Origin of the sequence: Pseudomonas sp. (assembly GCF_030684895.1) — a bacterium.
GTDB lineage: Bacteria > Pseudomonadota > Gammaproteobacteria > Pseudomonadales > Pseudomonadaceae > Aquipseudomonas.
This window is the reverse complement of record NZ_JAUXXP010000058.1, coordinates 17,016-41,968: the sequence shown is the minus strand read 5'-3', so window position 1 is coordinate 41,968 and position 24,953 is coordinate 17,016. Positions and strand designations below refer to the sequence as shown.

Here is a 24,953-nt window from a genome sequence, read left to right as displayed (position 1 = left end):
TTTTGAAGGGTCATTCATTATTGAATGGCCCTTTTGTTTTTATGGCCTGTCATCCCTGGCGCCACCCTGCGGGCCGTCACTACGCGACGTTAAAAATTGCTCCAGGCAATTTTTTCTACCTCCTGAACATTATTTCTCCAGCCGATCAGCGGTTGCCGCGCAGGCTTGCCTAATTATATTTCGCTTATAATATTATTATCGTAATCTTAAGGAGGCGAACATGAGCGAGAAGAAGGCGCAAACCCGCGAACGCATTCTGGCCGCTGCCGGTGAGGCGCTGCTGCAGCGTGGCCTGGTCGAACCCGGTGTGGGCGAGGTGATGGGTGCTGCGGGCCTGACGGTAGGCGGCTTCTACGCGCATTTTGAGAACAAGGAAGCGCTGATGCTGGAAGTATTTCAGCAGATGCTCTGCCAGCGTCGGGAGCGGGTCGCGCAGCTTGATCTGGCGCTGACTGGCCAAGACCGCCGCGTGCTGTTGGCTGCTTTCTATCTGTCTCGCAAGCACCGCGATGCCCGCGAGCAGGGCTGCCCGCTGCCCAGCTCGTTAGGCGAGCTGGCGCGGATGCCGGATGGTTTTCGTGCGGTGCTGGCGGAGCATATCGAGCTGATGACGGCGCTGCTGGCGGGCAGCCCTGAGGAGGCTGAGCAGGCGCTGGCCGATATCGCCTTGATGGTCGGAGGGCTGGCGCTGGCACGCGCGCTGGGCTCCGGTGAGTTGTCTGATCGAGTCTTGCGTGCTGCTAAATCGGCAATCGTCTGAGGGTATGGCAATGAATAGCATGAGCTGGGTTCGTGGTTTCAATACGTCGATTGGTCTGCTGGCACCGCATGCCCTGGCCAGCAAGTTGCGCCGGGAGTTTATGACGCCGCACACCTCGCCGCCGCGGGATTGGGAGTTGCCATTGCTGGCGCAGGCCGAGCGCATCACCCTGCGCTTCGGTTTGTCAGCGCTGCGTTGGGGCAGCGGACCGGCCGTGTTGCTGATGCATGGTTGGGAAGGGCGGCCGACGCAGTTCGCCGAGCTGATCAAGGCCTTGGTCAATGCCGGCTACGGTGTGGTGGCGCTGGATGCCCCGGCCCACGGTCGTTCGCCTGGGCGTGAAGCTAATGTGGTGCTGTTTGCACGCGCCTTGCTGGAGGCCGCCAGCGAGCTGCCACCGCTGAAAGCGGTGATTGGCCATTCCATGGGCGGCGCCAGTGCCTTGCTGGCCACCCAGTTGGGCTTGCGTACCGAGGCGTTGGTGAGCATTGCCGCGCCCAGCCGGATTCTGACCATGCTGCGGCGCTTCTCGCGCTATATGGGCCTGCCGCGTCAGGCGCGCGCGCACTTTGTCCGGCTGGTCGAGGAGAAGGCCGGGATTCCTGCTGGGCAGCTTGATAGCGCGCATTACCAACTGGATTTTCCCGGCTTGATCGTGCATGCAGTGGACGATCCGATGGTGCCGTTCAGCGAGGCGGAGGCGATTCATCAGAGCTGGTTTGACAGTCGCTTGCTGCGCCTGGAAAACGGTGGACATCAGCGTGTCTTGGCTGATCCGCGGGTGGTGCAGGCGGTGCTGGAGCTGTTGGGCTCGCTGAGTCAGGCATCGTCCAAGGCGCTGGTTTCGTAACCAATGACCTTGTTACGCCCGGCGGCCTTGGCTTGATACAGCGCCTGGTCGGCGTGGCGTAGCAGCTGTTCGCGGTCGCTGCCTGCATCCGGAATCAGCGCATAGACGCCGATGCTCAGGCTCAGGTCGATACTCAGGCCCTGGTGCATGCAAGGGTGGCTGGCCAGGTCTGCACGCAGCTGCTCGGCCAGGTCCATCGCGCCAGTTTGCTCGGTGTCGCAGAGCACGGCGGCAAACTCTTCACCACCAAAACGCACCAGCAGATCGTTACTGCGCATGCGCTGCTGCATGCGCAGGGCAGCGTGCTGCAGGCAGGCGTCGCCGACCAGGTGGCCGTGCTGGTCGTTGACCTTCTTGAAGTGGTCCAGGTCCATCATCAGCATGGCGAGCGGTCGCTGGCTGCGTTTGGCCTGGGCGAGCATGCGCTCCAGTTCTTCGTTGAGCACCTGGCGGTTGAACAGGCCAGTCAGGCTGTCACGACGGCTGAGTTCGGCCAGTTGGCGGTTGGCGGTAGAAAGCTCTTGCAGGGCCTGCTGCAAGGACGCGGTGCGCTCCTCTACGCGGGCTTCCAGGCCTTCATTGATCTGTTGCTGCAGATCCAGGCTCTTGGCCTGTTCCAGTCGCAGTTGGTGCTCATTGGCGTATAGCTGCTCTTGAGCCCGTTGCTGGGCGTGTTGCGCCAGGCGGATGCGTGAACCGAGGGCAATCGAGAAGATCACCAGCTCAATCAGACTGCCGATTTGTTGGGCGTGCAGGGTCAGCAGGGAGTTGGCGATCAGGCCGGTGCCGCTGAGCACGCTGAACAGGCTGGCGATAATCAGGGCAGACCAGCCAAGGGCGAACAACTTGGCCGGCGGGTAGCCGTCGCGCCAGCGCAGCACCGTGAAGATGCAGCCGAAAATCGCGCAGACCAGCAGCAGTACGAAACTGCCGATCAGAGCCACGAGATAAGGCGCAACCAACGCCAGCGCCATTACCAGCAGGCTGCTGCCAATCAGGCCGCGGCAGATCCTGCTGTAAGCCGGGTGCTGGTTCTTGAGGTCGAGTACGCCATAGGCGAACAACACGCCGAACAGCGTCGCCAGCGCCGAGCTGAACGGGAAACTCATCTGCTGCCAGGCCAGTGACTCGGGCCAGAACCACTGCAGGGCAAAACCCAGCTGGATGAACTGGTAGAGGCTAAAGCTGGCGACAAACAGGCTGTACCACAGGTAATTACGGTCGCGGGTGATGATAAAGATCGACAGGTTGTAGATCATCATCACCAGCAGCGCGCCGAAAAACAGGCCCTGTAACAGCAGCATGCGTTGTTCGTGCTGGTTGAACGCTTGCGCGCTCATCAGGCTGGCGCTGAGGTTGGCCGAGCCGTCGGTCTGCATGCGCAGGATCAGCTCGCGTTCTTCTCCGGCTGCCAGGCTGAATGGCAGCACCAGTTGGCGGTGATTGACCCAGCGCTGGTGGAATGGCCGCTGGTCGCCGGCCTGATACACCCGGCCGTCGTCCAGGCCGTAGGCGTCCAGGGTGTCGAGCAGTGGATTACCGATCAACAGCACCCAGTTGATGGCGTTATCCGCCGGGTTGTGCAGGCTGAAACGTAGCCAGTAGGCGTGTGTGCTGTAGCCGAAACTGGCATCGCGACGGGCCACCGGCTGCCAGGCCGATTCAGGTAACTGGCGAACGCTGTGGATGTCCGCCAGGCCTTCGGGGTCGGCCCACACCTGCATAACTGGGCCAGGCAGCAGCGGCGTGTCGCTGGCCAGCAGCGGCAGGCTGGTGGCCTGCGCCAGTGCCGGCAGCAACAGCAGTAGAAGTACGCGCAGCAACACAATCAAAAGAGGCATTCCATGGCAAGGATGTTGGCGGACACGACAAAGGTGCATTATTGCGCGGCCTTATGACATACCGATAGCTTAGCCGGGGTTGCTTATGAGCCAAAATTTGCTGCATTGCCATGCTCAGCGCGACGCTTGTCTGCATGCGCTGGCCGCCGACCTGCTGGCGCAGATTCAGGCCACGCTGGCGCAACAGCCCCGCGCCGGGCTGATCCTGCCCGGCGGCAGCAGTCCGCAAGCCTTGTTGCCTTTGCTGGCGCAGCAACTGGAGAGTCAACGCATCGACCTCAGCCCCAGTGATGAACGCTGGGTGGCGGCGCAGGCAGCCGAGAGTAATTGGCTGCTGTTGCATCAGGGGCTACCGAACGCTAATTGCCTGGACCCACGCCAGGGCGAAACGCTGGCGCAGGCGGCGTTGACCTGGGGTGAGCAACTGGCGCAGTGGCCGCCGTTTAGCGCGGTGCTGCTGGGTATGGGTGAAGACGGCCATATCGCCTCGCTGTTTCCCGCTATGCCTGACCTGGCGGGCGCGCTTGATCCGCTGGCTAAACCTGCAGCCTTGCCAGCCCTGGCGCCGCAGGAACCGCGAGAACGACTGTCGCTAAATCTGGCCATGCTGCAGCGTGGCCAGTGGCTGGGTTTGCTGGCGTTCGGCGAGCGCAAGCGCGAGCTGATTGATGCGGTGCTGGCCGATCAGCCCGCGTCGCGTGAGTTACCGCTGTATGCCTGGCTGCAGCGCAGCCCGTTGCCGGTCAATATTTACTGGGCACCCTGAGCGGATATTAAGGTCAGCTGCATGTAGGTCGGCTGCGTTAAAGCAGGCGCTAAGCCGTTACACTGCAAGCTTGTACCTCGCCGATAAAGGGAATCGTCATGTTGCATCCGGTTGTTGAGCAGGTTACCGCCGCACTGGAAACGCGTTCGGCCAAACGCCGCGAGCGTTATTTGCAGCGCCTGGCCCTGGCCGCCGGGCGCACCGCGCATCAGGCGCTGGGTTGCTCCAACCTGGCCCATGCCCTGGCCGCGCAGCCTGAGGATGCGCGGCTGATCATGAAGCAGGGCGGCTCACCGCATGTCGCGATCATCTCCAGCTATAACGATCTGCTTTCGGCCCATTCACCGCTCAGGGAGTATCCCGAGCGCCTGAAAGTGGCGCTGGCCAAGGCAGGCGCGACCTCGCAGTTCGCCGCCGGGGTGCCGGCGATGTGTGATGGCATCACCCAGGGTGAGGCTGGCATGCAGCTGTCGCTGTTCTCCCGTGACCTGATTGCCCAGGCCGCTGCCATCGGTTTGACCCACGGCATTTTTGACGGCGCGCTGTATCTCGGCGTGTGCGACAAGATCGTCCCCGGCTTGCTGATCGGCGCGCTGCATTTCGGTCACCTGCCGGCGGTGTTCGTCCCGGCCGGGCCCATGCAGTCGGGCCTGCCGAACAAGGAAAAAGCCGCCGTCCGCCAACGTTACGCCCGTGGCGAAGCCAGCCGTGATGAGCTGCTGGCTGCCGAGTTGGCTGCTTATCACCAGGCCGGCACCTGCACCTTTTACGGCACCGCCAATACCAATCAGCTGCTGATGGAAGCCATGGGCCTGCACGTACCGGGCAGCGCCTTTATCCATCCCTACACGCCGCTGCGTGATGCGCTGACCGATGAAGCCGCGCGGCTGGTGGCGCACAACAGCCGCCAGGGCGAACGTTACTTACCGGTCGGTCAACAGATTGATGCGCGGGCGCTGATCAATGCGGTGGTGGCCTTGCTCGCCAGCGGCGGTTCGACCAACCACACCCTGCACCTGCCGGCCATTGCCCGGGCGGCTGGTTATGAATTGAGCTGGGATGATTTCGCCGAACTGTCCAAGGTCGTACCGCTGCTGGCGCGCGTCTACCCCAATGGTGCGGCGGATGTGAATCAGTTTCAGGCCGCCGGTGGGCCGGCCTGGTTGCTGCGTGAGCTGCTCGGCGCCGGCTTGTTGCATAACGATGTCGCCACCGCCGCCGGGCATGGTTTACACGCTTATACCCGCGAGCCCTGGCTGGAAGGCGAGTGCTTGGCCTGGCGCGAGCTGCCGGCGCAGAGCCCTGCGCCCGATATTGTCCGGCCGGTCGCCGAGCCGTTTGCCGAGGAGGGCGGGCTGGTGCTGCTGACCGGCAACCTGGGCCGCGCCATCCTGAAAACCTCGGCGGTGGACCCGGCGTTCTGGCAAATCCGCGCCCAGGCGCGCATTTTCGATTCGGAAGCGGCCGTGCAGGCCGCCTACAGCGCTGGCGAGCTGCAAGGTGACCTGGTGCTGGTGGTGCGCTTCCAAGGCCCACAAGCCAATGGCATGCCTGAGCTGCACAAACTGATGCCGCTGTTGGCCAATCTGCAGCAAGCCGGCCAGCGTGTCGCGCTGATTACCGATGGGCGCATGTCCGGCGCATCCGGGCAGGTTTCCACTGCCCTGCACGTCACCCCGGAGGCGGCGGCAGGCGGTGCCCTTGCGCGGTTGCAGGACGGTGATTGGCTGGTGCTGGATGCGCAAAACGGGCTGCTGCAGGTGGAGTTGAGCGCGCAGCAACTGGCCGCGCGGCCACTGGCCTGTGCCAGTACTGAGCTGGAGTTGGGCTATGGTCTGGAAATGTTCGCCGCGCAGCGGCGTCTGGTTAGCTCGGCTGAGCAGGGCGCCAGCAGCCTGTTTGAAGACTGAACGCGACGATTGAATCTTGAGAGCGGGGAGCAAGGCATGAGCCTGACGATGGATGTGGTGCTGCAACAGGCCCGCCCGGTGTTGCCGGTGTTGGTGATCGACGATATCAGCCTGGCGGTGGACCTGGCCCGTGCGCTGCACGCCGGCGGTATTCGCGTGCTGGAAGTAACCCTGCGCACCCCCGGCGCGCTGGATGCCCTGGCGGCGATGCGCAAGGAATTACCGGACCTGCTAGTGGGCGCCGGCACCCTGATTCATGCCGAGCAGTTCAGCGAAGCCCGCGACGCCGGGGCGCAGTTCGCTGTCAGCCCTGGCTGCACCGAGCGCCTGGCCGCTGCGGCGGAAGACTCCGGCTTGCCCTATTTGCCGGGGGTGATGACGCCCTCCGAAGTGCTGCTGGCGTTGGAGTACGGCTATCGTTCGCTGAAATTGTTCCCGGCCAATGGCGCCACCAGCATCAAGATGCTCAAGAGCTTCAAAGGGCCGTTCACCGGCATTCGTTTTTGCCCAACCGGTGGGGTCACCCCGGATAACCTGCTGAGCTTCCTACGTCTGCCCAACGTGGCCTGCGTTGGCGGCACCTGGATCGCGCCAAGCAACCTGGTACGCGCCCGCGCCTGGGACCAGATCACTCAATTGGCGGCCGAGGCCCGCGCCCTGGCCGGTAGCCTGGAGCAGCCGGCATGAGCTGGGAGCTGAGCAATCCGTTTGTCATCGATATCCAGGTCACGGCGGAGGATATCGATGGCCTCGGTCATGCCAACAACGCCGTCTACGTCAGTTGGCTGGAGCGCTGCGCCTGGCGCCATTCGCAGTTTCTCGGGCTGGATCTGGCCGAGTACCGCCGCCTCGACCGCGCCATGGCCGTGCTGCGCCATGAGATCGACTACCTGGCCAGCGCCTACGAAGACCAGCAACTGCAGATGGCCACCTGGATTGTCGAGTCGGATCAGCGCCTGAAGATGGACCGGCGCTTCCAGCTGATTCGCCCGGAAGACGGCGTGACCCTGTTACGGGCGAAAACCACCTTTGTCTGCATCGAGCTGTCCAGCGGTAAACCCAAGCGCATGCCGCCAGAGTTTGTTGAGGGTTATGGCGCGGCGCTGCAGCTGCCTTTCCCTATGCAGCTCTGAGATTCACTGGTCGTGCTGCGGGGCAAAGAACAAGGCACCATTGCCATACATCAGGGTAAAGCTGAGTTGCTTGCCAGGTTCCAACAGCAATGATTGACCACTGCCCAGGCCTTGCAAGGAACAGGCTGGGTCTTCTTTCAGGGTGGCGCGCAGATAGGGACTGCCAGCGGGCAGGCTAAGGCTGGCCGAGTCGCCATTGTTCAAGGTGGCTACTTCATCCTCGTCGATGCTCAGCACCGCTGTGCAGCCTTGAGGCACGCTGTCATCCCGGCTGAGCGTCACCTCTGCGCGTTTATTTTCGGTCCTTTGCGATGGACTGCCGTCCTGGGTTTCTGCATGGGCGATGGCCATACTCAGATAGAGGGCGACGGGTAGGGCAAAGCGATGCATCAGAACTCTCCTTTGGCTGACTGACCCTTTGGTGGACGTCAACAACGCTTGGATGTTCCCCATTTGTAGGCTGTTATCAGCCTGTAGCGTGCCAGCGGATGTAACTGAGCTTAAACTGTCGCGCGTTTTTCTTGAGAGTGTGTCCTATGCAAATCGCCCTGGCCCCGATGGAGGGGTTGGTCGACGAAATCCTTCGCGATGTGCTGACCCAGGTCGGCGGCATCGACTGGTGCGTGACAGAATTTATTCGGGTCACCGAGCGGGTGTTGCCGGTCAGTAGCTACGAGAAGCTCGCACCGGAATTGTTCAGCGGCGCGCAAACGGCCGCTGGCACGCCGCTGCGCGTGCAGTTCCTCGGCTCCGATCCGGCCTGCCTGGCCGATAACGCCGCCTTTGCCTGCACCCTGGGCGCGCCGGTGATTGACCTCAATTTCGGTTGTCCCGCCAAGACCGTGAACAAATCCCGTGGTGGCGCTGTACTGCTGAAAGAGCCCGAACTGCTGCATGCCATCGTCCGCGAGGTGCGCCGTGCGGTGCCGGCAGCGATTCCAGTCACGGCGAAGATGCGCCTGGGTTTTGATCACAAGGATTACGCCCTGGAGTGCGCCCAGGCGCTGGCCGATGGCGGCGCAGCGCAGATCGTGGTGCACGCGCGGACCAAGGTCGAAGGCTACAAGCCGCCGGCGCATTGGGAGTGGGTGGCGCGGGTGCAGGAAGCGGTGAAGGTGCCGGTATTTGCCAATGGCGAGATCTGGACCCTGGGTGACTGGCGGCGTTGCCGTGAGGTCAGCGGGGTTGAGGACATCATGCTTGGCCGTGGCCTGGTCGCGCGCCCGGACCTGGCCCGGCAGATCGCTGCCGCCAAGGCCGGGCAGGATGTTGTGCCCATGAGTTGGGCCGAACTGCAGCCGCTGCTGGCGGATTTCTGGCTGCAGGCGCGGCGCAAGATGTCGCCACGCTACGCACCGGGGCGGCTCAAGCAATGGCTGGCCATGCTGACCCGCAGCTACCCCGAAGCCACCGAGCTGTTCAACCTGCTGCGCCGTGAAAGCGACTGCCTGCGTATCGATGGTCTGCTCGGTATCGACTTTATCGAGCCTGAGCGTGCCGAGCAGGCGAGCGCCTGACTCTTTATCGAGCCTGAGCCTGTAGCCCGGATAAGCGCAGCGCAATCCGGGAGTTCGCTAACCCGGATTGCACCAGGGCCTGCTCTATGAATTTAGGCGGGCTACATAGTGCCAGACCGAAAACGGTATTCAGTGCGGCGCACGCCATCGTCGCGGTTAGCGCCCGCCGCTAACATCCAGCAGCGCGCCGCTGGTGTAGGACGCCTGCTCGCTGGCCAACCAGAGAATCGCTTCAGCCACTTCACTGGCCAAACCGCCACGGCCCATGGGTACACTCTGGCTGACCCGCGCGACCCGCGCCGGCTCACCGCCGCTGGCGTGAATCTCAGTCTCAATCACCCCTGGGCGCACCGCATTGACGCGAATACCCTCGGCCGCAACTTCCTTGGCCAGGCCCAGGGTCATGCTGTCGATCGCGCCTTTGGCGGCTGCGTAGTCAATGTACTCGCCGGGTGCGCCGAGCCGCGCGGCCGCCGAGGACAGATTAACGATGGCGCCGCCGTTGCCGCCCTGGCGCGTCGACATGCGTTTGATCGCCTCACGGCAGCAGAGAAAACTGCCGAACACATTGGTGGCGAATACCCGTTGCCAGCGCGCCAGCGCCATCTGCTGCAAACGCATTTGGGTTTCCAGTATGCCGGCGTTGTTGACCAGTACATCGAGGCGGCCAAAGTGCTGATCGAGGCGGGTGAACAGTTGCATTACCTGGCCTTCATCGGCCACATCGGCCTGTACGGCGATGGCTTGACCGCCCGCCTGGGTGATCTCGCCCACCAGCGCCTCGGCCGCTGCCTGTTGCCGGTGGTAATTCAGGCACAGCGCGTAGCCCTGAGCGGCCGCCAGCCTGGCGGTGGCGGCGCCAATGCCGCGACTGGCGCCGGTGATCAGCATGACCTTGCTCATCGAATTGCTCCCTGTAAGAAAATTTTGCAGAGGCTTGAAATCTACCTGAATAGCCACATTTTTAGTCATGCGGGATGCCGAAGTCGGGTCTCGCGATTAACCACTCGCTGATTTTCAGGAGATTTAATTATGAGCACTGCATTTTCCATGACCCCGCTGTTCCGTCAGTCCGTTGGCTTCGACCGTTTCAATGATTTGTTCGAGTCGGCCATGCGCAACGAGGCGGGCAGCAGCTACCCACCCTACAACGTCGAGAAGTATGCCGACGATCAATACCGCATCGTGGTCGCCGCGGCGGGCTTCCAGGAAGATGACCTGGAGCTGCAGGTCGAGCGCGGGGTGCTGACCGTTACCGGCGGCAAGCGCGACACCAGTGCCGAGAACGTCACCTATCTGTACCAAGGCATCGCCCAGCGTGCGTTCAAGCTGTCGTTCCGCCTGGCCGACCATATCGAGGTCAAGGCCGCCAGCCTGGTCAACGGCCTGCTGAATATCGACCTGGTACGCATCGTGCCGGAAGAGGCCAAAGCCAAGCGCATTCCGATTGGGGGCAGCCGCACCGTGCTGCAGAGTTAAGCTGCCACGCCTTTAACAACAAGGGCACCTACGGGTGCCCTTGTTGTTTTACAGGGGCGCCGGTATGCGGTTGTCGTGCAACAGCTGGCGGAACTGCGGCAGCGGCACTGGCCGGCTGAACAGGTAGCCCTGGTAGTGATGGCAGCCCTGTTGCTGGAGGAATTCCAGCTGGTCGGTTTGCTCGACGCCTTCGGCAATCATGTCCAGGCCCAGGCTGCGGGCCATGGCGACGATGGCGCGGATGATTTCCGCGTCGTTGGCATCCAGGGTGGCGTCGCGCACGAAGGACTGGTCGATCTTCAGCACATCCACCGGCAGTCGCTTGAGGTAGGTCAGCGAGCTGTAGCCGGTGCCGAAATCGTCCATGGCAAAGGTCACGCCGAGGCGCTTGAGGCGGTTCATCTTGGCGATGGTGTCGTCGATATTCTGGATCACGATGCCTTCGGTGATTTCCAGCTTGAGCATGTGCGGCGGCAGGTGGCTGCTGGTCAGGCTGCTTTCCACCCGTTCGACAAAATCATTCTGGCGAAATTGCCGAGGGCTGATATTCACGCACAGGCTGAACTGCGCGGCGCTGACCATGCCCTGCTCAAGCAGTTGGGCGCAGGCGTGGCAGGCTTCGGCGAGCACCCAGCCGCCGACTTCGAGAATCAGCCCGCTTTCTTCGAGCACATGGATAAACAGCGCCGGTGACTGCGCGCCCAGGGTCGGGTGCATCCAGCGCAGCAGGGCTTCGGCGCCAATGATCTGGTTGTTGCGCGCATCCACCTGGGGCTGAAAGTGCAGCTCGAACTCACCTCGGGCGAGCGCCAGGCGCAGGTCGTTTTCCAGGCGCAGGCGTTCGCTGGCGGCTTTCTGCATGGTGTTGCGAAACAGCTGGATGCAGTTGCGCCCGGAATCCTTGGCCCGGTAGAGGGCGATATCGGCGCGCTTGAGCAGATCCGAGGGGGTGTCGCCATGGTCGGGAATCAAGGCGATGCCGATGCTCGGGGTGACTTGCAGTTGATGGCCGTCGAGCAGCATCGGTTCGGCCAGCAGGTGGCGCAGTTTTTCTGCCAGAGCGCGGACCTGCTGGACTACTTTCGAGCGTTTGCCTTCCAGGCCGGAGATCAGCACGACAAATTCGTCACCGCCCAGGCGCGCCACGGTGTCTTCCTGGCGCACGCTGGCTTCCAGGCGTGCGGTGACCAGCTTGAGCACGGCATCACCGACCGGATGGCCGAGTGAGTCATTGATGTGCTTGAAGTGATCGAGGTCGATAAACAGCAGGGCGCCGCGCAGTTCGTGGCGCTTGAGCAGGGATATCTGCTGGGTCAGGCGGTCGAGCAGCAGGGCGCGGTTGGGCAGGTTGGTCAGCGAGTCGTGGTAGGCCAGGTGCTGCACCTGGGCCTGGGCTGCCTTGAGCTCGCTGATGTCGCGTGCGGTGAGCAGCAGGCAGGGGGTTTTGTTGAGCTCGATGGGTTCAACCGACACCTCGACCAGCTTGACCGTGCCATCGCGGTGCTTGCCGTGCATTTCCATGTGGTAGACATGGCCGTCGCGCTGCAGCTTCTGCACCATCGCATCACGCTCAGCCAGGTCTGCCCAGACATTGAGCTCCATGGCGCTGCGGCCGATCACCTCGTCGGGGGTGTAACCGGTCAGGCGGCCGAAGCCTTCGTTGACTTCGATATAGCGGCCGCTGTCGCGTTCGGTAATGGTGATGGCGTCGGGGCTGGAGTGGAACGCCAGGGCAAACTTTTCCTGGCTGGCCTGCAGTGCAGCCTGGGCTTTCTGCCGCTCGCTGATGTCGCGGAAGGTGGTGAGGATGCAGCGCTGGTTGTTCAGCAGCATGGGCCTGGATGAAACCACGCAGGTGATCACTCGGCCCTGTTTATCGAGGTAATCCGCTACTTCGTTGTGCAGGCTTTTGTCGCGTTCGAGCTTGTCGTACAGCGCGGCCCGCACCTTAAGGTCAGCCCAGAAGTTCAGCTCAGTCATTGTGTGCCCAATCACTTCCTCGGGCTGCCAGCCGAAGGTCTGACTGAAGCTTGCGTTGATTTCCATGCCCACGCCGTCCGGCAGGGTGGTCAGGGCGACGGGGTCGGGGCTGGCCTGGAACAGGTTGGCGAATTTGGCTTCGGAGGCGGCCAGGCTCTGTTCGCGGCGCACCCGCTCGCTGATGTCGATAAGAATGCCGGCCATGCGCTCGGGCTTGCCATCGGCATCGCGGTAGAGCTTGGCGGTGCTTTCCAGGTAATGCACGTCCTGGTTGCCGTACACCGCGCGGTAGGTGACCTGGTATTCCTCGGTCAGGCCCAGCGCCAGGTTGTTAAAGTGCTTGCGCATGGCGTGGCGGTCTTCCAGCGGAACAAAGCTGAAGAACTTGCGGAAGTCGTCATGAAAGGGCTCGTCCGCCAGACCGTGCAGCTTTGAGGCGCGGGCCGAGCCAAACAGCATATTGCTGGGGATGTGCCAGTCCCAGGTGCCGAGGTCGGCCGAGTCCAGGGCCAGATTCAGGCGCTCCTGGCTGTCGTGCAGGTCCTGTTCCTGCTGGCGCTGTTGGGTGATATCACGCAGCGACAGGACCAGGCAGGGGATACCTTCCAGAAGTATTTCGCCGCCAAACAGCAGGTTTCTGCGGATGCTGCCATCGCGGTGGTAAAGCGGTACTTCCAGGCCGTTGAGGGTGTTGCTTTTGACCGCATCCATCATCCGCTGGCGGTCTTTCAGGCAGGCCCAGATACCCATTTCCAGCGAGGTGCGGCCCAGGGTCTGTTCGCTGGTCCAGCCAAATTGTCGCTCGAAGCCGGCATTGATCTCGATAAAGCGTCCGCTGGATTTCTCGGTGATGACCACCGCGTCGGGACTGTAGTTGAAGGCCTGGGCGAATTTTTCCTCGCTGCTGCGCAGCGCCTGCTCGCGGGCTTGCTGGTTGCTGATGTCGCGGATGACGCCAATAACTCGCTGCTTGCCATCGGCATCCAACTGCAGGCTGCCACTGATTTCCAGCCAATGCAGGCTGCCATCTGGCCAGCGAATACGGTGGCGAAAGGCGCGGTTGCTCGGGTTGCCGGCGAGCAGTTGCTCGAACAGGCGCAGTACATCGGGGCGGTCTTCCTCGGGAATCAGCTCGATGTAGTCGATGCGTTTTTCCAGCGGCTGCTTGGGGTCGAGGCCGAACAAGGCCTGGGCGCCGCGTGACCAGCTGACCCGGCCGCTTTCGATGTCCCAGTACCAGGTGCCCAGTTTGGCGCCGTTGAGGGCACGCAACAGGCGTGGGGCATCGTTCCAGGTGCTTTCGAATTCGGCAGGGTCCAGTGCCGGGATAAACGGCAGTGGCGGACGGCGATCACTGGATTTAGCCACGACCAACGCTTCCTTTGCATGCGTGGGTTTCCTGGCCTTTGGCTGAGCAACGGGGCTGAGTCATGCAGAAACCTTTCTTATCGTTATAAGCCCACGTTAGCCCTTAGTCGCTGGCCATTGCAAGGCCATCACGCTGGGCATCCAGCAGGTTCATAAAGGCCCGCGCGGCGTTGGAAAGGGTGCGTTCGGTGTGGCTGATATAGCCCAGTTGGCGGGTCAACTGGATGCCCGGCAACGGCAGGCGTGCGACCTGATCGTCGAGCATGGTACGCGGTAGTACGCTCCAGGCCAGGCCGATGGACACCATCATCTTGATGGTTTCCAGGTAGTTGGTGCTCATGGCGATATTCGGCGTCAGCCCCTGGGCCTCGAACAGGCGCCGCACAATATAGTGGGTAAAGGTGTTGCCGCCGGGAAAGACCGCCGGGTGATGCGCCACATCGGCCAGGCTGATGAGCTGGCTGCGTGCCAGCGGATGCTCGGGAGCGGCGACGAAGTCCAGCGGATCGTCCCACACGGCCACCGCATGCACCGGCTCACGGGTTTCCGGGGCCAGGGTGATGACTGCCAGCTCAGCGCGGCCATGCAGGACTTCTTCATAGGCCACCTCTGAATCGAGGAACTGAATATCCAGCGCCACCTGCGGGTGCGCCCGGGTAAAGGCGCGCAGCAGCGGCGGCAGGCGATGCAGGCCGATATGGTGGCTGGTGGCGAGGGTCAGGCGACCGCTGATCTCGCCATTCAGGTTGGTCAGCGCGCGGCGCGTATCATCGAGCACATTGAGAATCTGGTAGGCCCGCGGCAGCAGGGCGCGGCCGGCCTCGGTCAGGCTCACCTCGCGGCCCAGGCGATCAAACAGGCGCACACTCAGCTGCTGCTCCAGGCTGGCGATGCGTTTGCTCACCGCCGGTTGGGTCAGGTGCAGGCGTTCCGCTGCCTCGGAGAAGCTGCCCAGCTCGGCGATGGCAATAAAGGCATTGAGGGTGGCGAGATCCATGCGGCTGTTCCTGGCAGTGGGTGAGTGCAATAGGCGCTGCTCAAGCTTACTTGTATTCCAGTTAGGAATCCTTTGGATGAAAAATATGAATTTGAGTAATTTAATTCAAGCCCATAGGATTACCCCATAAGCCAAAGGGCTATTTGCCCAGGCATAGAAACAGGTTGATGAGGGAAAGCGGATGGCTGGCAAAACGCTGTACGACAAGCTCTGGGAAATGCACGAAGTGAAGCGCCGCGACGATGGTTCGTCGCTGATCTACATCGACCGGCATATCCTCCACGAAGTGACCTCGCCCCAGGCCTTTGAGGGCTTGCGTCTGGCCAACCGCAAACCGTGGCGCATCGACGCCAACATCGCCACCCCGGACCACAACGTGCCGACCACTAAGGCCGAGCGTCAGGGCGGTCTGGAAGCCATTGCTGATGAAGTGTCGCGCATTCAGGTGCAAACCCTGGATGAGAACTGCGATGACTTCGGCATCCTCGAGTTCAAGATGAACGACATCCGCCAGGGCATCGTCCACGTGGTCGGCCCGGAGCAGGGTGCCACCTTGCCGGGCATGACCGTGGTCTGCGGCGACTCGCACACCTCGACCCACGGCGCATTCGGCGCGCTGGCTCACGGCATCGGCACCTCCGAGGTCGAGCATGTGTTGGCGACCCAGTGTCTGGTGGCCAAGAAGATGAAGAACATGAAGGTTGCGGTCGAAGGCAAGCTGCCGTTTGGCGTGACCGCCAAAGACATCGTCCTCGCGGTAATCGGCAAGATCGGCACCGCTGGCGGCAATGGCCATGCCCTGGAGTTCACCGGTAGCGCAATCCGCGACCTGTCGCTGGAAGGGCGCATGACCATCTGCAATATGTCCATCGAAGCCGGTGCCCGCGTCGGCTTGGTGGCGGTAGATGAGAAGACCATCGCCTACGTCGAAGGCCGTCCGTTTGCCCCGAAAGGCGCCGATTGGGCCGCCGCCGTGGCGCAGTGGCAGGACCTGGTGTCCGACGCTGATGCGCATTTCGACACTGTGGTCGAATTACGTGCCGAAGACATCAAGCCGCAAGTGAGCTGGGGTACTTCGCCGGAAATGGTGCTGGCTGTCGATCAGAACGTGCCGGACCCGGCCGCCGAAAACGATCCGGTGAAGAAGGACTCGATTACCCGCGCCCTGAAATACATGGGTTTGCAGGCCAATCAGGCGATCACTGATATCCAGCTGGATCGCGTATTTATCGGCTCCTGCACCAATTCGCGGATTGAAGACCTGCGCGCTGCTGCTGAAGTGGCCAAGGGCCGCAAGGTCGCCAGCACCATCAAACAGGCGATGGTGGTGCCGGGCTCCGGCTTGGTCAAAGCCCAGGCGGAACAGGAAGGGTTGCACCACATCTTTATCGAAGCCGGTTTTGAATGGCGCGAGCCGGGCTGCTCCATGTGCCTGGCGATGAACCCGGACAAACTCGGCAGTGGCGAGCATTGCGCGTCCACCTCCAACCGCAACTTCGAAGGCCGTCAGGGTGCCGGTGGGCGTACGCACCTGGTCAGCCCTGCCATGGCGGCGGCGGCGGCAGTGACCGGCCGCTTTATCGATGTCCGCGAATTGATCCAGGCCTAAGGAGCTGACGATGAAAGCCTTTACTCAACACACCGGCCTGGTCGCTCCACTGGATCGTGCCAACGTCGACACCGACCAGATCATCCCCAAGCAGTTCTTGAAGTCGATCAAGCGCTCAGGCTTCGGCCCGAACCTGTTCGATGAGTGGCGTTACCACGATGTTGGCCAGCCGAACCAAGACAACTCCAAGCGCCCGGTGAATCAGGAGTTCGTACTGAACTTTGCGCGTTACCAGGGTGCCAGCGTGCTGCTGGCGCGGGAGAACTTCGGTTGCGGTTCATCCCGCGAGCACGCGCCTTGGGCGCTTGAGGAATATGGTTTCCGCACCATCATCGCGCCGAGCTTTGCCGATATCTTCTTCAACAACAGCTTCAAGAACGGCCTGCTGCCGATCATCCTTAAGGAAGACGAGGTCGACGCGCTGTTCCAGCAGGCGGAAGCCACGGTCGGCTATCAGCTGACCGTCGACCTGGCCGCGCAAACCGTGACCCGTCCGGATGGCGTGCAGTACAGCTTTGAGGTCGATGCCTTCCGCAAGCATTGCCTGCTCAATGGTCTGGACGATATCGGCCTGACCCTGCAGGACAGTGACGCGATCAAGACCTTTGAAACCACCTATCAGCAGCGCAGCCCTTGGCTGTTCGGCGCAATCAAGTAATCAGTGGGCGAGTGCATGCGTCACTCGCCGATCAATGAGTTGAGAAAAGTATGTCCAAGCAGATTCTGATTCTCCCCGGCGACGGTATCGGCCCGGAAATCATGGCCGAAGCGGTCAAGGTGCTGGAACTGGCCAACGATAAGTACAACCTGGGTTTCGAACTGAGTTTCGATGACCTCGGTGGCGCGGCCATCGACCGTTACGGCGTGCCGCTGGCTGACGAAACCCTGGCGCGCGCCAAGGCGGCCGATGCCATTCTGCTCGGCGCCGTAGGCGGCCCGAAGTGGGACGCTATTGATCCGGCGATTCGTCCGGAGCGTGGTCTGTTGAAAATTCGTTCGCAGCTGGGCCTGTTCGGCAACCTGCGTCCGGCGATTCTCTACCCGCAGCTGGCCGATGCTTCCAGCCTCAAGCGCGAAATCGTTGCTGGCCTGGATATCCTCATCGTGCGTGAGCTGACCGGCGGCATCTATTTCGGTCAGCCGCGCGAGAGCAAGGTGCTGGAAAACGGCGAGCGCATGGCCTACGACACCCTGCCGTACAGCGAGAGCGAAATCCGTCGTATCGCCCGCGTCGGCTTCGACATGGCCCGCGTGCGTGGCAAGAAGCTCTGCTCGGTGGACAAAGCCAACGTACTGGCCTCCAGCCAGTTGTGGCGCGCCGTAGTGATTGAAGTGGCCAAGGATTATCCGGACGTCGAACTCAGCCACATGTACGTCGACAACGCTGCGATGCAGCTGGTACGTGCGCCGAAGCAGTTCGACGTGATGGTGACCGACAATATGTTCGGCGACATCCTCTCGGATGAAGCCTCGATGCTCACTGGCTCCATCGGCATGCTGCCGTCGGCGTCGCTGGATGCCAACAACAAAGGCATGTATGAGCCGTGCCACGGCAGCGCGCCGGATATCGCCGGGCAGGGCATTGCCAACCCATTGGCGACCATTCTGTCGGTGTCGATGATGCTGCGTTACAGCTTCAATCAAACGGCTGCAGCTGATGCCATCGAACTGGCCGTGAGCAAGGTGCTCGATCAGGGCCTGCGCACCGGCGATATCTACAGCGCGGGTACAACCAAGGTCGGCACCGCGGCGATGGGTGACGCGGTAGTCGAAGCGCTGCGTAGTCTGTAATCTTCCTGGCCCGCCGGAGGACTCCGGTGGTCAGCTTATATAGGTGTAGTGGTTATGAAACGTGTAGGTCTGATCGGTTGGCGCGGCATGGTCGGTTCCGTGCTGATGCAACGCATGCTGGAAGAACAGGATTTCGACTTGATCGAGCCGGTGTTCTTCACCACCTCCAATGTCGGCGGCCAAGGCCCGGCGATTGGCAAGGAGACGGCGCCTTTGAAGGACGCCTACAGCATTGACGAGCTGAAAAGCCTGGACGTGATTCTCACCTGCCAAGGTGGCGACTACACCAGCGAAGTCTTCCCCAAGCTGCGTGAAGCCGGTTGGCAGGGTTACTGGATTGATGCTGCCTCCAGCCTGCGCATGGACGACAGCTCGGTTATCGTGCTCGACCCGGTCAACCGCAAGGTGATCGATCAGCAGCTGGATGCCGGCACCAAGAACTACATCGGTGGCAACTGCACCGTCAGCCTGATGCTGATGGCCCTGGGCGGTCTGTATGAAGCCGGCCTAGTCGAGTGGATGAGCGCCATGACCTACCAGGCGGCATCCGGCGCCGGCGCGCAGAATATGCGTGAGCTGATCAAGCAGATGGGCGCGATCAATGCTTCTGTGGCTGATGAGCTGGCTGACCCAGCAAGCGCCATTCTGGATATCGACCGCAAAGTGGCCGAAGCCATGCGTGGTGAATCGTTCCCGGTCGACAACTTTGGCGTGCCGCTGGCCGGTAGCCTGATCCCCTATATCGACAAGGAACTGCCGAACGGCCAGAGCCGTGAAGAGTGGAAGGGCCAGGCGGAAACCAACAAGATCCTCGGTCGCTTCAAGAACCCGATTCCGGTCGATGGTCTGTGCGTGCGTATCGGCGCGATGCGTTGCCACAGTCAGGCGCTGACCATCAAGCTGAACAAGGATGTGCCACTGTCGGACATCGAAGGCCTGATCAGCCAGCACAACCCTTGGGTCAAGCTGGTGCCGAACCAGCGTGAAGCAAGTATTCGCGAGCTGGGCCCGACTGCTGTGACGGGCACCCTGAGTGTGCCGGTTGGTCGTCTGCGCAAACTCAATATGGGCTCGCAGTACCTCGGCGCGTTCACCGTCGGCGATCAGCTGTTGTGGGGCGCGGCTGAGCCGCTGCGGCGTATGCTGCGCATCCTGCTGGAGCGTTGATCGCGCTGCGCTGATAGGTAAGCAAACTGTCCAAGAGGGGCGGACTGCTGGGTGTTCGAATCAAATCGAGCGTTCAGCAGTCCGCTCCTTTGCATTTGTCTGGTGCGTCTATACAGTGCTGGGCTTATTTGTTCGAGCCTTGTCATGACCCGTACCTTCGATATTGCCGTTATTGGCGCCACCGGCAGCGTTGGCGAAACCCTGGTGCAGCTGCTGGAAGAGCGCGAGTTCCCGGTGGCCAATCTGCATCTGGTGGCCAGCGGTGAGTCGGCCGGGCGCTCCTTGTCCTATAAGGGCAAGAACCTGCGCGTACGTGATCTGGAAACCTTCGACTTTGCCAGTGTGCGACTGGTGTTCTTGGCTGCCGGTAGCAAGGTGACCCAGAAGTACGCGGCCCAGGCCGCTGCGGCGGGCTGCGCGGTAATTGATCTGGCCAGTGGTTTGCCCGCTGCGCAGGCGCCACGAGTGATTCCCGAGGTAAATCCTGCCGTATTAGCGAGTCTGTCCGCGCCCTATCTGCTGACCAGTCCAAGTGCCCCGGGTATTGCGCTGGCCGCCGTGCTGGCGGCTTTGCCTGAAAAAGTCCGCATTCAGCGGGTGAGCGTGACGGCCTGCCTGGCTGTCTCCAGTCGCGGGCGGGAAGGGGTGTCCGAGTTGGCGCGGCAAACCGCCGAGCTGCTCAATGGGCGAGCATTCGAGCCGCAGCTGTTTGATCGGCAAATGGCCTTCAATCTGCTGGCGCAGGTCGAGCAGACCGATAGCGCAGGGCACGCAGCGCTGGAACGGCAGATTGCCGGCGAGCTCAAGGAGTTACTGGCATTGCCCGATTTGCAGGTTGCAGTGACCTGTATTCAGGTTCCGGTGTTTTTTGGCGACAGCCTGAGCGTTTCACTGCAGGCCGAGTCGGCCATCGACCTGAAGCAGGTGTACGCCGCTCTGGACGCCGCGCCGGCTCTGGAATTGGTGGAATTGGATGATTATCCAACCGCCGTCGGCGACGCCGTCGGCCAGGATGTGGTCTATGTTGGCCGGGTGCGTGCCGGTTTGGCTGATCCAGCCGAACTCAATTTGTGGATTGCGTCTGATAACGTGAGAAAAGGCGCAGCGCTAAATGCTGTGCAATTAGCCGAGTTGTTGATAAAACACTATCTGTAAAAGATACTTACCTAGAAATTTGAAGAATCTTTCGAGCTTGGCAATACTGGCTGAGTTGATTGCTGAATGGGGTTGCGTTTTCGGACGTGGCAGGCAGCAATGTTCAACATCCTCTCGCTGGTCGAGAAAAAAAGATAAAACAAGGGATAACGCTATGGTTCGGGTTCGCAAACTGGTGCTGGCAATCGCAGCTGCTTCGGCGCTGTCATCCGGTATGGCGCACGCGCTGGGGCTGGGTGAAGTGACCCTGCAATCGGCGCTCAATCAGCCGTTGGTGGCTGAAATTGAGTTGCTGGAGGTGCGTGACCTGGCTTCCAATGAAGTTATACCGACCTTGGCGTCCCCAGAAGCATTCAATAAAGCCGGCGTTGATCGTCAGTTCTTCCTGACTGACCTGAAATTCACCCCGGTACTCAAGCCCAATGGCAAAAGCGTCATTCGGGTGACCTCCAGCAAACCTATGCGTGAGCCTTACCTGAACTTCCTGGTTGAAGTGCTCTGGCCGAATGGCCGTTTGCTGCGTGAATACACCCTGTTGCTTGATCCGCCGCTGTATACCCCGCAAAGCGTTATTCCTGCAGCCGCGCAGATGCCTGTAGCCGCGCCGGTACCACGTGTACAAGCCCCAGCCCCAGCCCCTGCGCCGCGCCCAGCGACTGCTGCGGCCCAGCCAGCAGCGCCTGCGGCTCCCGCAGCACCTGCTGCGCCAGCGGTCAAACCGCTGCAAGGCAATGAATACAAAACCACTGCCAACGACACTCTCTGGGAAATTGCCCAGCGTGCGCGTGCTGGCGGTAGTGTGCATCAGGCCATGCTGGCGATCCAGGATCTGAACCCGGATGCCTTTATCGGCGGCAATATCAACCGCCTGAAAAGCGGCCAGGTACTGCGCCTGCCGGATGAGCAGCAGGTCAAGAGCCGTGCTCAGGGCGAAGCCCTGGCTCAGGTTACCGAACAGAATGCCGCCTGGCGTGAAGGGCGCAGTGTTGCCGCCAGCGCTCGTCAGCTGGATGCCACCAAACGCACCAGCGCCGCCGCGACTCCAGCCAAGGTTGAAGCCGGCGATAGCCTGAAACTGGTTGCTGCTGATAGCGGTAAAGCCACTGCTGGCAGCGACAAGGGTGCCGCCGACAGCAAAGCACTGACCGACAAATTAGCCGTAACCCAGGAAAGCCTGGACTCCAGCCGTCGTGAAAACGCTGAGCTGAAAGGCCGCATGACGGATCTGCAGAGCCAACTCGACAAACTGCAGCGTCTGATCCAGTTAAAAGACGACCAGATGGCCAAGCTGCAGGCTGATCTTGCTGCGCAAGGTCAGGCTCCGGCTGTTGCCCCTGCTGTCCCTGTCGCTCCAGAAGCAACACCGGTTGCTCCAGTTGAGTCTGCCCCACAATCCGCGCCACAAGATCCAGCTGCTGCTACTCCCGTAGTGCCTGCCGCAACTGGCGAGACGGATTTTAATTACAGTGAAGAGCCTGCTGCTCAGCCGGAAGCCGTTGCGCCAGTAGCGGTGCCTGAGCCAGCCCCGGTTGCTGCTCCCGAGCCAGCGCCGGTAACCCCCGTTGCCCCAGTTGTCGAAGCACCGGTAGTGGCCGAGCCGCAAGCTGAAAGCAGCACTATTGATGATCTGCTGGCCAACCCGATGTTGCTGGGCGCTGCAGGTGGTGGTGCGCTGCTGATATTGCTGATTGCGCTGATGATGCTGTCGCGCCGCAATGCGTTGAAAGAAGCCGAGTTGCAGGAGAGTCTGGCGGCTGATGATGGCTCGTCCGATCTGGGCGCTGGCCTGGATATGCCGGATGACAGCTTTGCCGGTGTGGCTGATGACTTGGGTGGTCAGCAAAGCGATCTGCCGAGCGAAGAACGTGTGACCGCACAAACCGGTGATGCGCTGGGCGAGGCGGATATCTACATCGCCTATGGCCGTTTCCCTCAGGCTGCTGAGCTGCTGCAAGGCGCTATCAATGATGAGCCGCAGCGCAGTGATCTGCGCCTGAAATTGATGGAAGTCTATGCCGAGATGGGCGACCGCAATGGTTTCGCCCGTCAGGACAACGAGCTGCGTGAGATCGGTGGCAGTGCCGCTGAGCTTGATCAGATCAAGGCCCGCTACCCAGCCATGGCCGTTGCTGCTGGCGCCGGTTTTGCCGCGGCGGCAGCTGAAGAAAATCTGGACAGCTTCAGTCTGGACGATCTGGCCCTGGACGAGCCGAGCCCGAAAGCCGTTGCTGGCGATCAGGACGATGCATTCGATCTGAGCCTGGATGATCTTGAGTCCGAGCTGGATCGCGATCTGCAAGCTGCCGGTAACAATGCGTCCCTTGATGATCTGGACAGCCTGTCGCTCGATAGCGATCTGGATTTCAGCTCGCCAGTTGAGCAAGCCGATAACAAAGACGACGACCTGGGTTTTGACCTGAGTCTGGCTGATAGCGGCGATAGCGGTCTGGATCTGAGTGGTGATCTGGCTGATTTCAGCCTGGATCTGGATGCCCCGGCCAAGCCAGCTGCGGCTGCTGAAGATGACTTCCTGCTGAGTCTGGATGACGAGCCAAGTGCATCGCCGGTAGCGGCTGAGCCAGGTTTTGATCTGCCGAGTGAGCAGGCGGGCGGTGATTTCGACCTGTCGGCTGATTTCGATCTGTCGCTGAATGATGAGGCGCCTGCGCAGCCATCCAGCGACAGCTTCGCAGCTCAGTTGGATGAAGTCAGCGCCGAACTGGATCTGCTGTCTGATGATCTGGATCAGCCTGCTGATCTGGGTATGCCGGCAAGTACTGCCTCGTCCGGCATGGATAATGACGATGACTTCGACTTCCTCTCGGGTACCGACGAGACGGCAACCAAGCTCGATCTGGCTCGCGCCTACATCGACATGGGCGATACCGAAGGTGCTCGCGATATCCTCGATGAAGTCATCACCGAAGGTAACGAAGGTCAGCAAAATGAAGCGCGTGAGCTGATCGCTAAATTGGTCTGATACATGTCTGATGGTCTTACTACAACGGCAGCCGATTCGGCTGCCGTTGGCGTTTTCAAGATAGCCCTGGGTGTCGAGTACAAAGGTTCGCGTTATCGCGGCTTTCAGCGCCAGCGCGCTGGTGTGCCTTCAATTCAGGAATCGCTGGAAAAAGCCCTGGCGAAAGTAGCTGGTGGTGTTCCCGTGACCCTGAGCTGCGCCGGGCGTACCGATGCACTGGTGCATGCCAGTGCCCAGGTGGTGCATTTCAATACCCCGGTCGAGCGCTCCATGCATGCCTGGGTTATGGGTGCGAATATGAATCTGCCCGGTGATATCAGTGTGACCTGGGCCAAGTCGATGCCGGCGCACTTTGATGCGCGCTTCTGCGCCCAGGCACGGCGCTACCGTTATGTGATTTATAACGACCAGATTCGCCCGGCGCATATGGCTGAAGAAGTCACCTGGAATCATCGGCCGCTGGATGTCGAGCGCATGCGTCAGGCTTCCCGCGCATTTATCGGCACCCATGATTTCAGCGCCTTCCGCGCGCGGCAGTGTCAGGCCAAGTCGCCGATCAAGACCGTGCACCACCTGGAGTTGCTGCAGTACGGGCGCTTTATCGTGCTGGATATCCGCGCCAATGCCTTTCTGCATCATATGGTGCGCAATATCGCCGGGGTACTGATGACCATTGGCACGGGCGAGCGGCCGGTTGAGTGGGCGCAGGAAGTGCTGGAAACCCGCGTGCGGCGTACCGGTGGAGTGACTGCGCATCCCTATGGCTTGTACCTGGTGCAGGTTGATTACCCCGAGGAGTTCGACTTGCCCAAGCGCTATCTGGGTCCGCACTTTCTTTCTGGCTTGCCGGATGTGGCGGCTGACGCCTGAAAGGCTATTTGCTAGCATCCGGCTTTCACTGAATTTATCGAGGTAATCCTGTTGTCAGCCGTTCGCAGCAAGATTTGTGGCATTACCCGCATAGAGGATGCATTGTCGGCTGTCGAGGCGGGTGCGGATGCGATTGGCCTGGTGTTTTATGCCAAGAGCCCGCGAGCCGTCACGCCGCAGCAGGCGCGCTCGATCATTGCCGCCTTGCCACCTTTTGTGACCACGGTGGGCCTGTTTGTCGATGCCAGCCGCTGCGAGCTGGGCGAAATTCTCGACGCAGTGCCACTTGATCTACTGCAGTTTCATGGTGATGAGCGCCCGGAAGACTGTGATGGCTACCGCCGGCCCTATATCAAGGCGCTGCGGGTCAAGCCGGGTGATGACATTGCTGCGCAGGTGGCGCTGTACAGAAATGCCAGTGGCGTACTGCTGGACACCTATGTGCCAGGTGTTCCTGGCGGCACAGGCGAAGCATTCGATTGGTCGCTGGTGCCACCAAACTTGAGCAAGCCGATTATTCTGGCGGGTGGCCTGACGGCTGAGAACGTTGCACAGGCCATCGCTCAGGTGCGTCCCTATGCCGTGGATGTCAGTGGTGGCGTAGAAATAGCCAAGGGCATCAAGGACGCCGAGAAGATTCGTGCTTTTATGCAGGCGGTGAAGGCTGCTTGAGGTGTGCCGGGTTGATGTGACGACGCTGCGGGCTTGGCCGTCCATAACCCTGTTGCAGGTTGGATAAGCGCTGCAGGCGGTCGTTCGAGGCGGCGGGTGCGTAAATGC

21 protein-coding genes are annotated in these 24,953 nt (G+C 61.3%); 16 read left to right on the top strand and 5 right to left on the bottom strand.

Annotated elements, in window-relative coordinates; translation table 11 throughout:
• The first annotated feature begins 220 nt into the window (after positions 1-220).
• Entirely contained in the window at positions 221-760 is a 540-nt protein-coding gene (locus tag Q8M42_RS12900; protein ID WP_304864273.1) for a TetR/AcrR family transcriptional regulator, read from the top strand.
• Between the two features lie 10 nt (positions 761-770).
• Positions 771-1,610, top strand: coding sequence for an alpha/beta fold hydrolase (locus Q8M42_RS12895; protein ID WP_304864270.1), 840 nt, complete (start codon positions 771-773; stop codon positions 1,608-1,610).
• Here Q8M42_RS12895 and Q8M42_RS12890 read toward each other — a convergent pair.
• Entirely contained in the window at positions 1,580-3,451 is a 1,872-nt protein-coding gene (locus Q8M42_RS12890; RefSeq protein ID WP_304864268.1) for a diguanylate cyclase, read from the bottom strand. The two genes, Q8M42_RS12895 and Q8M42_RS12890, sit on opposite strands and share 31 nt — an antisense overlap.
• An 85-nt stretch (positions 3,452-3,536) precedes the next feature.
• Between Q8M42_RS12890 and Q8M42_RS12885 the strand changes: the two genes are divergently transcribed.
• From Q8M42_RS12885 to Q8M42_RS12870, 4 genes are all read left to right on the top strand, one after another.
• Positions 3,537-4,217: a 6-phosphogluconolactonase gene (locus Q8M42_RS12885; RefSeq protein ID WP_304864266.1), complete on the top strand. Its 681-nt coding sequence runs from the start codon at positions 3,537-3,539 to the stop codon at positions 4,215-4,217.
• A gap of 101 nt (positions 4,218-4,318) precedes the next feature.
• Positions 4,319-6,127 carry a phosphogluconate dehydratase gene (gene edd / locus Q8M42_RS12880; RefSeq protein ID WP_304864482.1) on the top strand — a complete coding sequence of 603 codons (1,809 nt, stop codon included), beginning with the start codon at positions 4,319-4,321 and terminating at the stop codon, positions 6,125-6,127.
• Between the two features lie 36 nt (positions 6,128-6,163).
• Positions 6,164-6,814, top strand: a complete 651-nt coding sequence (locus Q8M42_RS12875) for a bifunctional 4-hydroxy-2-oxoglutarate aldolase/2-dehydro-3-deoxy-phosphogluconate aldolase (protein WP_275963083.1) — start codon at positions 6,164-6,166, stop codon at positions 6,812-6,814.
• On the top strand, positions 6,811-7,260 hold the full coding sequence (locus Q8M42_RS12870) for a thioesterase family protein (protein ID WP_304864264.1): 450 nt from the start codon (positions 6,811-6,813) through the stop codon (positions 7,258-7,260). The genes Q8M42_RS12875 and Q8M42_RS12870 overlap by 4 nt, the downstream gene beginning before the upstream one ends.
• Before the next feature lie 3 nt (positions 7,261-7,263).
• Here Q8M42_RS12870 and Q8M42_RS12865 read toward each other — a convergent pair whose 3' ends face one another.
• On the bottom strand, positions 7,264-7,650 hold the full coding sequence (locus tag Q8M42_RS12865) for a hypothetical protein (RefSeq protein WP_304864261.1): 387 nt from the start codon (positions 7,648-7,650) through the stop codon (positions 7,264-7,266).
• A 146-nt stretch (positions 7,651-7,796) separates the two neighbouring features.
• On the opposite strand from Q8M42_RS12865, the gene Q8M42_RS12860 reads away from it, so the two are divergent.
• Positions 7,797-8,777, top strand: a complete 981-nt coding sequence (locus Q8M42_RS12860; RefSeq protein WP_304864259.1) for a tRNA-dihydrouridine synthase — start codon at positions 7,797-7,799, stop codon at positions 8,775-8,777.
• A gap of 156 nt (positions 8,778-8,933) precedes the next feature.
• Here Q8M42_RS12860 and Q8M42_RS12855 read toward each other — a convergent pair whose 3' ends face one another.
• Positions 8,934-9,680, bottom strand: coding sequence for an SDR family oxidoreductase (locus Q8M42_RS12855; RefSeq protein WP_304864257.1), 747 nt, complete (start codon positions 9,678-9,680; stop codon positions 8,934-8,936).
• A 129-nt stretch (positions 9,681-9,809) separates the two neighbouring features.
• On the opposite strand from Q8M42_RS12855, the gene Q8M42_RS12850 reads away from it, so the two are divergent.
• On the top strand, positions 9,810-10,256 hold the full coding sequence (locus Q8M42_RS12850; protein WP_304864255.1) for an Hsp20 family protein: 447 nt from the start codon (positions 9,810-9,812) through the stop codon (positions 10,254-10,256).
• 48 nt (positions 10,257-10,304) lie between these two features.
• Here the strand turns inward: Q8M42_RS12850 and Q8M42_RS12845 are convergent, their stop codons facing one another.
• On the bottom strand, positions 10,305-13,604 hold the full coding sequence (locus Q8M42_RS12845) for a PAS domain S-box protein (RefSeq protein WP_304864251.1): 3,300 nt from the start codon (positions 13,602-13,604) through the stop codon (positions 10,305-10,307).
• 103 nt (positions 13,605-13,707) lie between these two features.
• Positions 13,708-14,601: a LysR family transcriptional regulator gene (locus Q8M42_RS12840; RefSeq protein WP_304864249.1), complete on the bottom strand. Its 894-nt coding sequence runs from the start codon at positions 14,599-14,601 to the stop codon at positions 13,708-13,710.
• 181 nt (positions 14,602-14,782) lie between these two features.
• On the opposite strand from Q8M42_RS12840, the gene leuC reads away from it, so the two are divergent.
• The 8 genes from leuC (at position 14,783) to Q8M42_RS12800 (ending at position 24,845) form a co-directional block, all read left to right on the top strand.
• Positions 14,783-16,210: a 3-isopropylmalate dehydratase large subunit gene (gene leuC, locus Q8M42_RS12835; protein WP_304864247.1), complete on the top strand. Its 1,428-nt coding sequence runs from the start codon at positions 14,783-14,785 to the stop codon at positions 16,208-16,210.
• A 10-nt stretch (positions 16,211-16,220) separates the two neighbouring features.
• Positions 16,221-16,868, top strand: coding sequence for a 3-isopropylmalate dehydratase small subunit (gene leuD, locus Q8M42_RS12830; RefSeq protein WP_304864245.1), 648 nt, complete (start codon positions 16,221-16,223; stop codon positions 16,866-16,868).
• Positions 16,869-16,918: 50 nt separating this feature from the next.
• A complete protein-coding gene (leuB, locus tag Q8M42_RS12825) occupies positions 16,919-18,001 on the top strand; it encodes a 3-isopropylmalate dehydrogenase (RefSeq protein WP_304864243.1) in 1,083 nt (360 codons plus the stop codon).
• A gap of 54 nt (positions 18,002-18,055) precedes the next feature.
• A complete protein-coding gene (gene asd, locus Q8M42_RS12820) occupies positions 18,056-19,168 on the top strand; it encodes an aspartate-semialdehyde dehydrogenase (protein WP_069521323.1) in 1,113 nt (370 codons plus the stop codon).
• Between the two features lie 144 nt (positions 19,169-19,312).
• Positions 19,313-20,323: an aspartate-semialdehyde dehydrogenase gene (locus Q8M42_RS12815; RefSeq protein ID WP_304864236.1), complete on the top strand. Its 1,011-nt coding sequence runs from the start codon at positions 19,313-19,315 to the stop codon at positions 20,321-20,323.
• Between the two features lie 154 nt (positions 20,324-20,477).
• Positions 20,478-23,303: a FimV/HubP family polar landmark protein gene (locus tag Q8M42_RS12810; protein ID WP_304864233.1), complete on the top strand. Its 2,826-nt coding sequence runs from the start codon at positions 20,478-20,480 to the stop codon at positions 23,301-23,303.
• 3 nt (positions 23,304-23,306) lie between these two features.
• Positions 23,307-24,173: a tRNA pseudouridine(38-40) synthase TruA gene (gene truA, locus Q8M42_RS12805; protein ID WP_304864231.1), complete on the top strand. Its 867-nt coding sequence runs from the start codon at positions 23,307-23,309 to the stop codon at positions 24,171-24,173.
• A 51-nt stretch (positions 24,174-24,224) separates the two neighbouring features.
• Complete coding sequence (locus Q8M42_RS12800) at positions 24,225-24,845, top strand: phosphoribosylanthranilate isomerase (RefSeq protein WP_304864229.1); 621 nt, start codon at positions 24,225-24,227, stop codon at positions 24,843-24,845.
• The last annotated feature ends 108 nt before the right edge of the window (positions 24,846-24,953 follow it).

Bases quoted from the DNA above. Each gene is read 5' to 3' on its own strand.
- Q8M42_RS12885 (WP_304864266.1), top strand. From the start codon at position 3,537: ATGAGCCAAAATTTGCTGCATTGCCATGCTCAGCGCGACGCTTGTCTG.
- truA (WP_304864231.1), top strand. From the start codon at position 23,307: ATGTCTGATGGTCTTACTACAACGGCAGCCGATTCGGCTGCCGTTGGC.
- Q8M42_RS12865 (WP_304864261.1), bottom strand. From the start codon at position 7,650: ATGCATCGCTTTGCCCTACCCGTCGCCCTCTATCTGAGTATGGCCATC.
- leuC (WP_304864247.1), top strand. From the start codon at position 14,783: ATGGCTGGCAAAACGCTGTACGACAAGCTCTGGGAAATGCACGAAGTG.
- Q8M42_RS12860 (WP_304864259.1), top strand. From the start codon at position 7,797: ATGCAAATCGCCCTGGCCCCGATGGAGGGGTTGGTCGACGAAATCCTT.
- Q8M42_RS12890 (WP_304864268.1), bottom strand. From the start codon at position 3,451: ATGCCTCTTTTGATTGTGTTGCTGCGCGTACTTCTACTGCTGTTGCTG.
- Q8M42_RS12875 (WP_275963083.1), top strand. From the start codon at position 6,164: ATGAGCCTGACGATGGATGTGGTGCTGCAACAGGCCCGCCCGGTGTTG.
- Q8M42_RS12900 (WP_304864273.1), top strand. From the start codon at position 221: ATGAGCGAGAAGAAGGCGCAAACCCGCGAACGCATTCTGGCCGCTGCC.
- Q8M42_RS12855 (WP_304864257.1), bottom strand. From the start codon at position 9,680: ATGAGCAAGGTCATGCTGATCACCGGCGCCAGTCGCGGCATTGGCGCC.
- Q8M42_RS12840 (WP_304864249.1), bottom strand. From the start codon at position 14,601: ATGGATCTCGCCACCCTCAATGCCTTTATTGCCATCGCCGAGCTGGGC.
- asd (WP_069521323.1), top strand. From the start codon at position 18,056: ATGAAACGTGTAGGTCTGATCGGTTGGCGCGGCATGGTCGGTTCCGTG.
- leuB (WP_304864243.1), top strand. From the start codon at position 16,919: ATGTCCAAGCAGATTCTGATTCTCCCCGGCGACGGTATCGGCCCGGAA.
- Q8M42_RS12895 (WP_304864270.1), top strand. From the start codon at position 771: ATGAATAGCATGAGCTGGGTTCGTGGTTTCAATACGTCGATTGGTCTG.
- Q8M42_RS12870 (WP_304864264.1), top strand. From the start codon at position 6,811: ATGAGCTGGGAGCTGAGCAATCCGTTTGTCATCGATATCCAGGTCACG.
- Q8M42_RS12815 (WP_304864236.1), top strand. From the start codon at position 19,313: ATGACCCGTACCTTCGATATTGCCGTTATTGGCGCCACCGGCAGCGTT.
- Q8M42_RS12810 (WP_304864233.1), top strand. From the start codon at position 20,478: ATGGTTCGGGTTCGCAAACTGGTGCTGGCAATCGCAGCTGCTTCGGCG.
- leuD (WP_304864245.1), top strand. From the start codon at position 16,221: ATGAAAGCCTTTACTCAACACACCGGCCTGGTCGCTCCACTGGATCGT.
- Q8M42_RS12850 (WP_304864255.1), top strand. From the start codon at position 9,810: ATGAGCACTGCATTTTCCATGACCCCGCTGTTCCGTCAGTCCGTTGGC.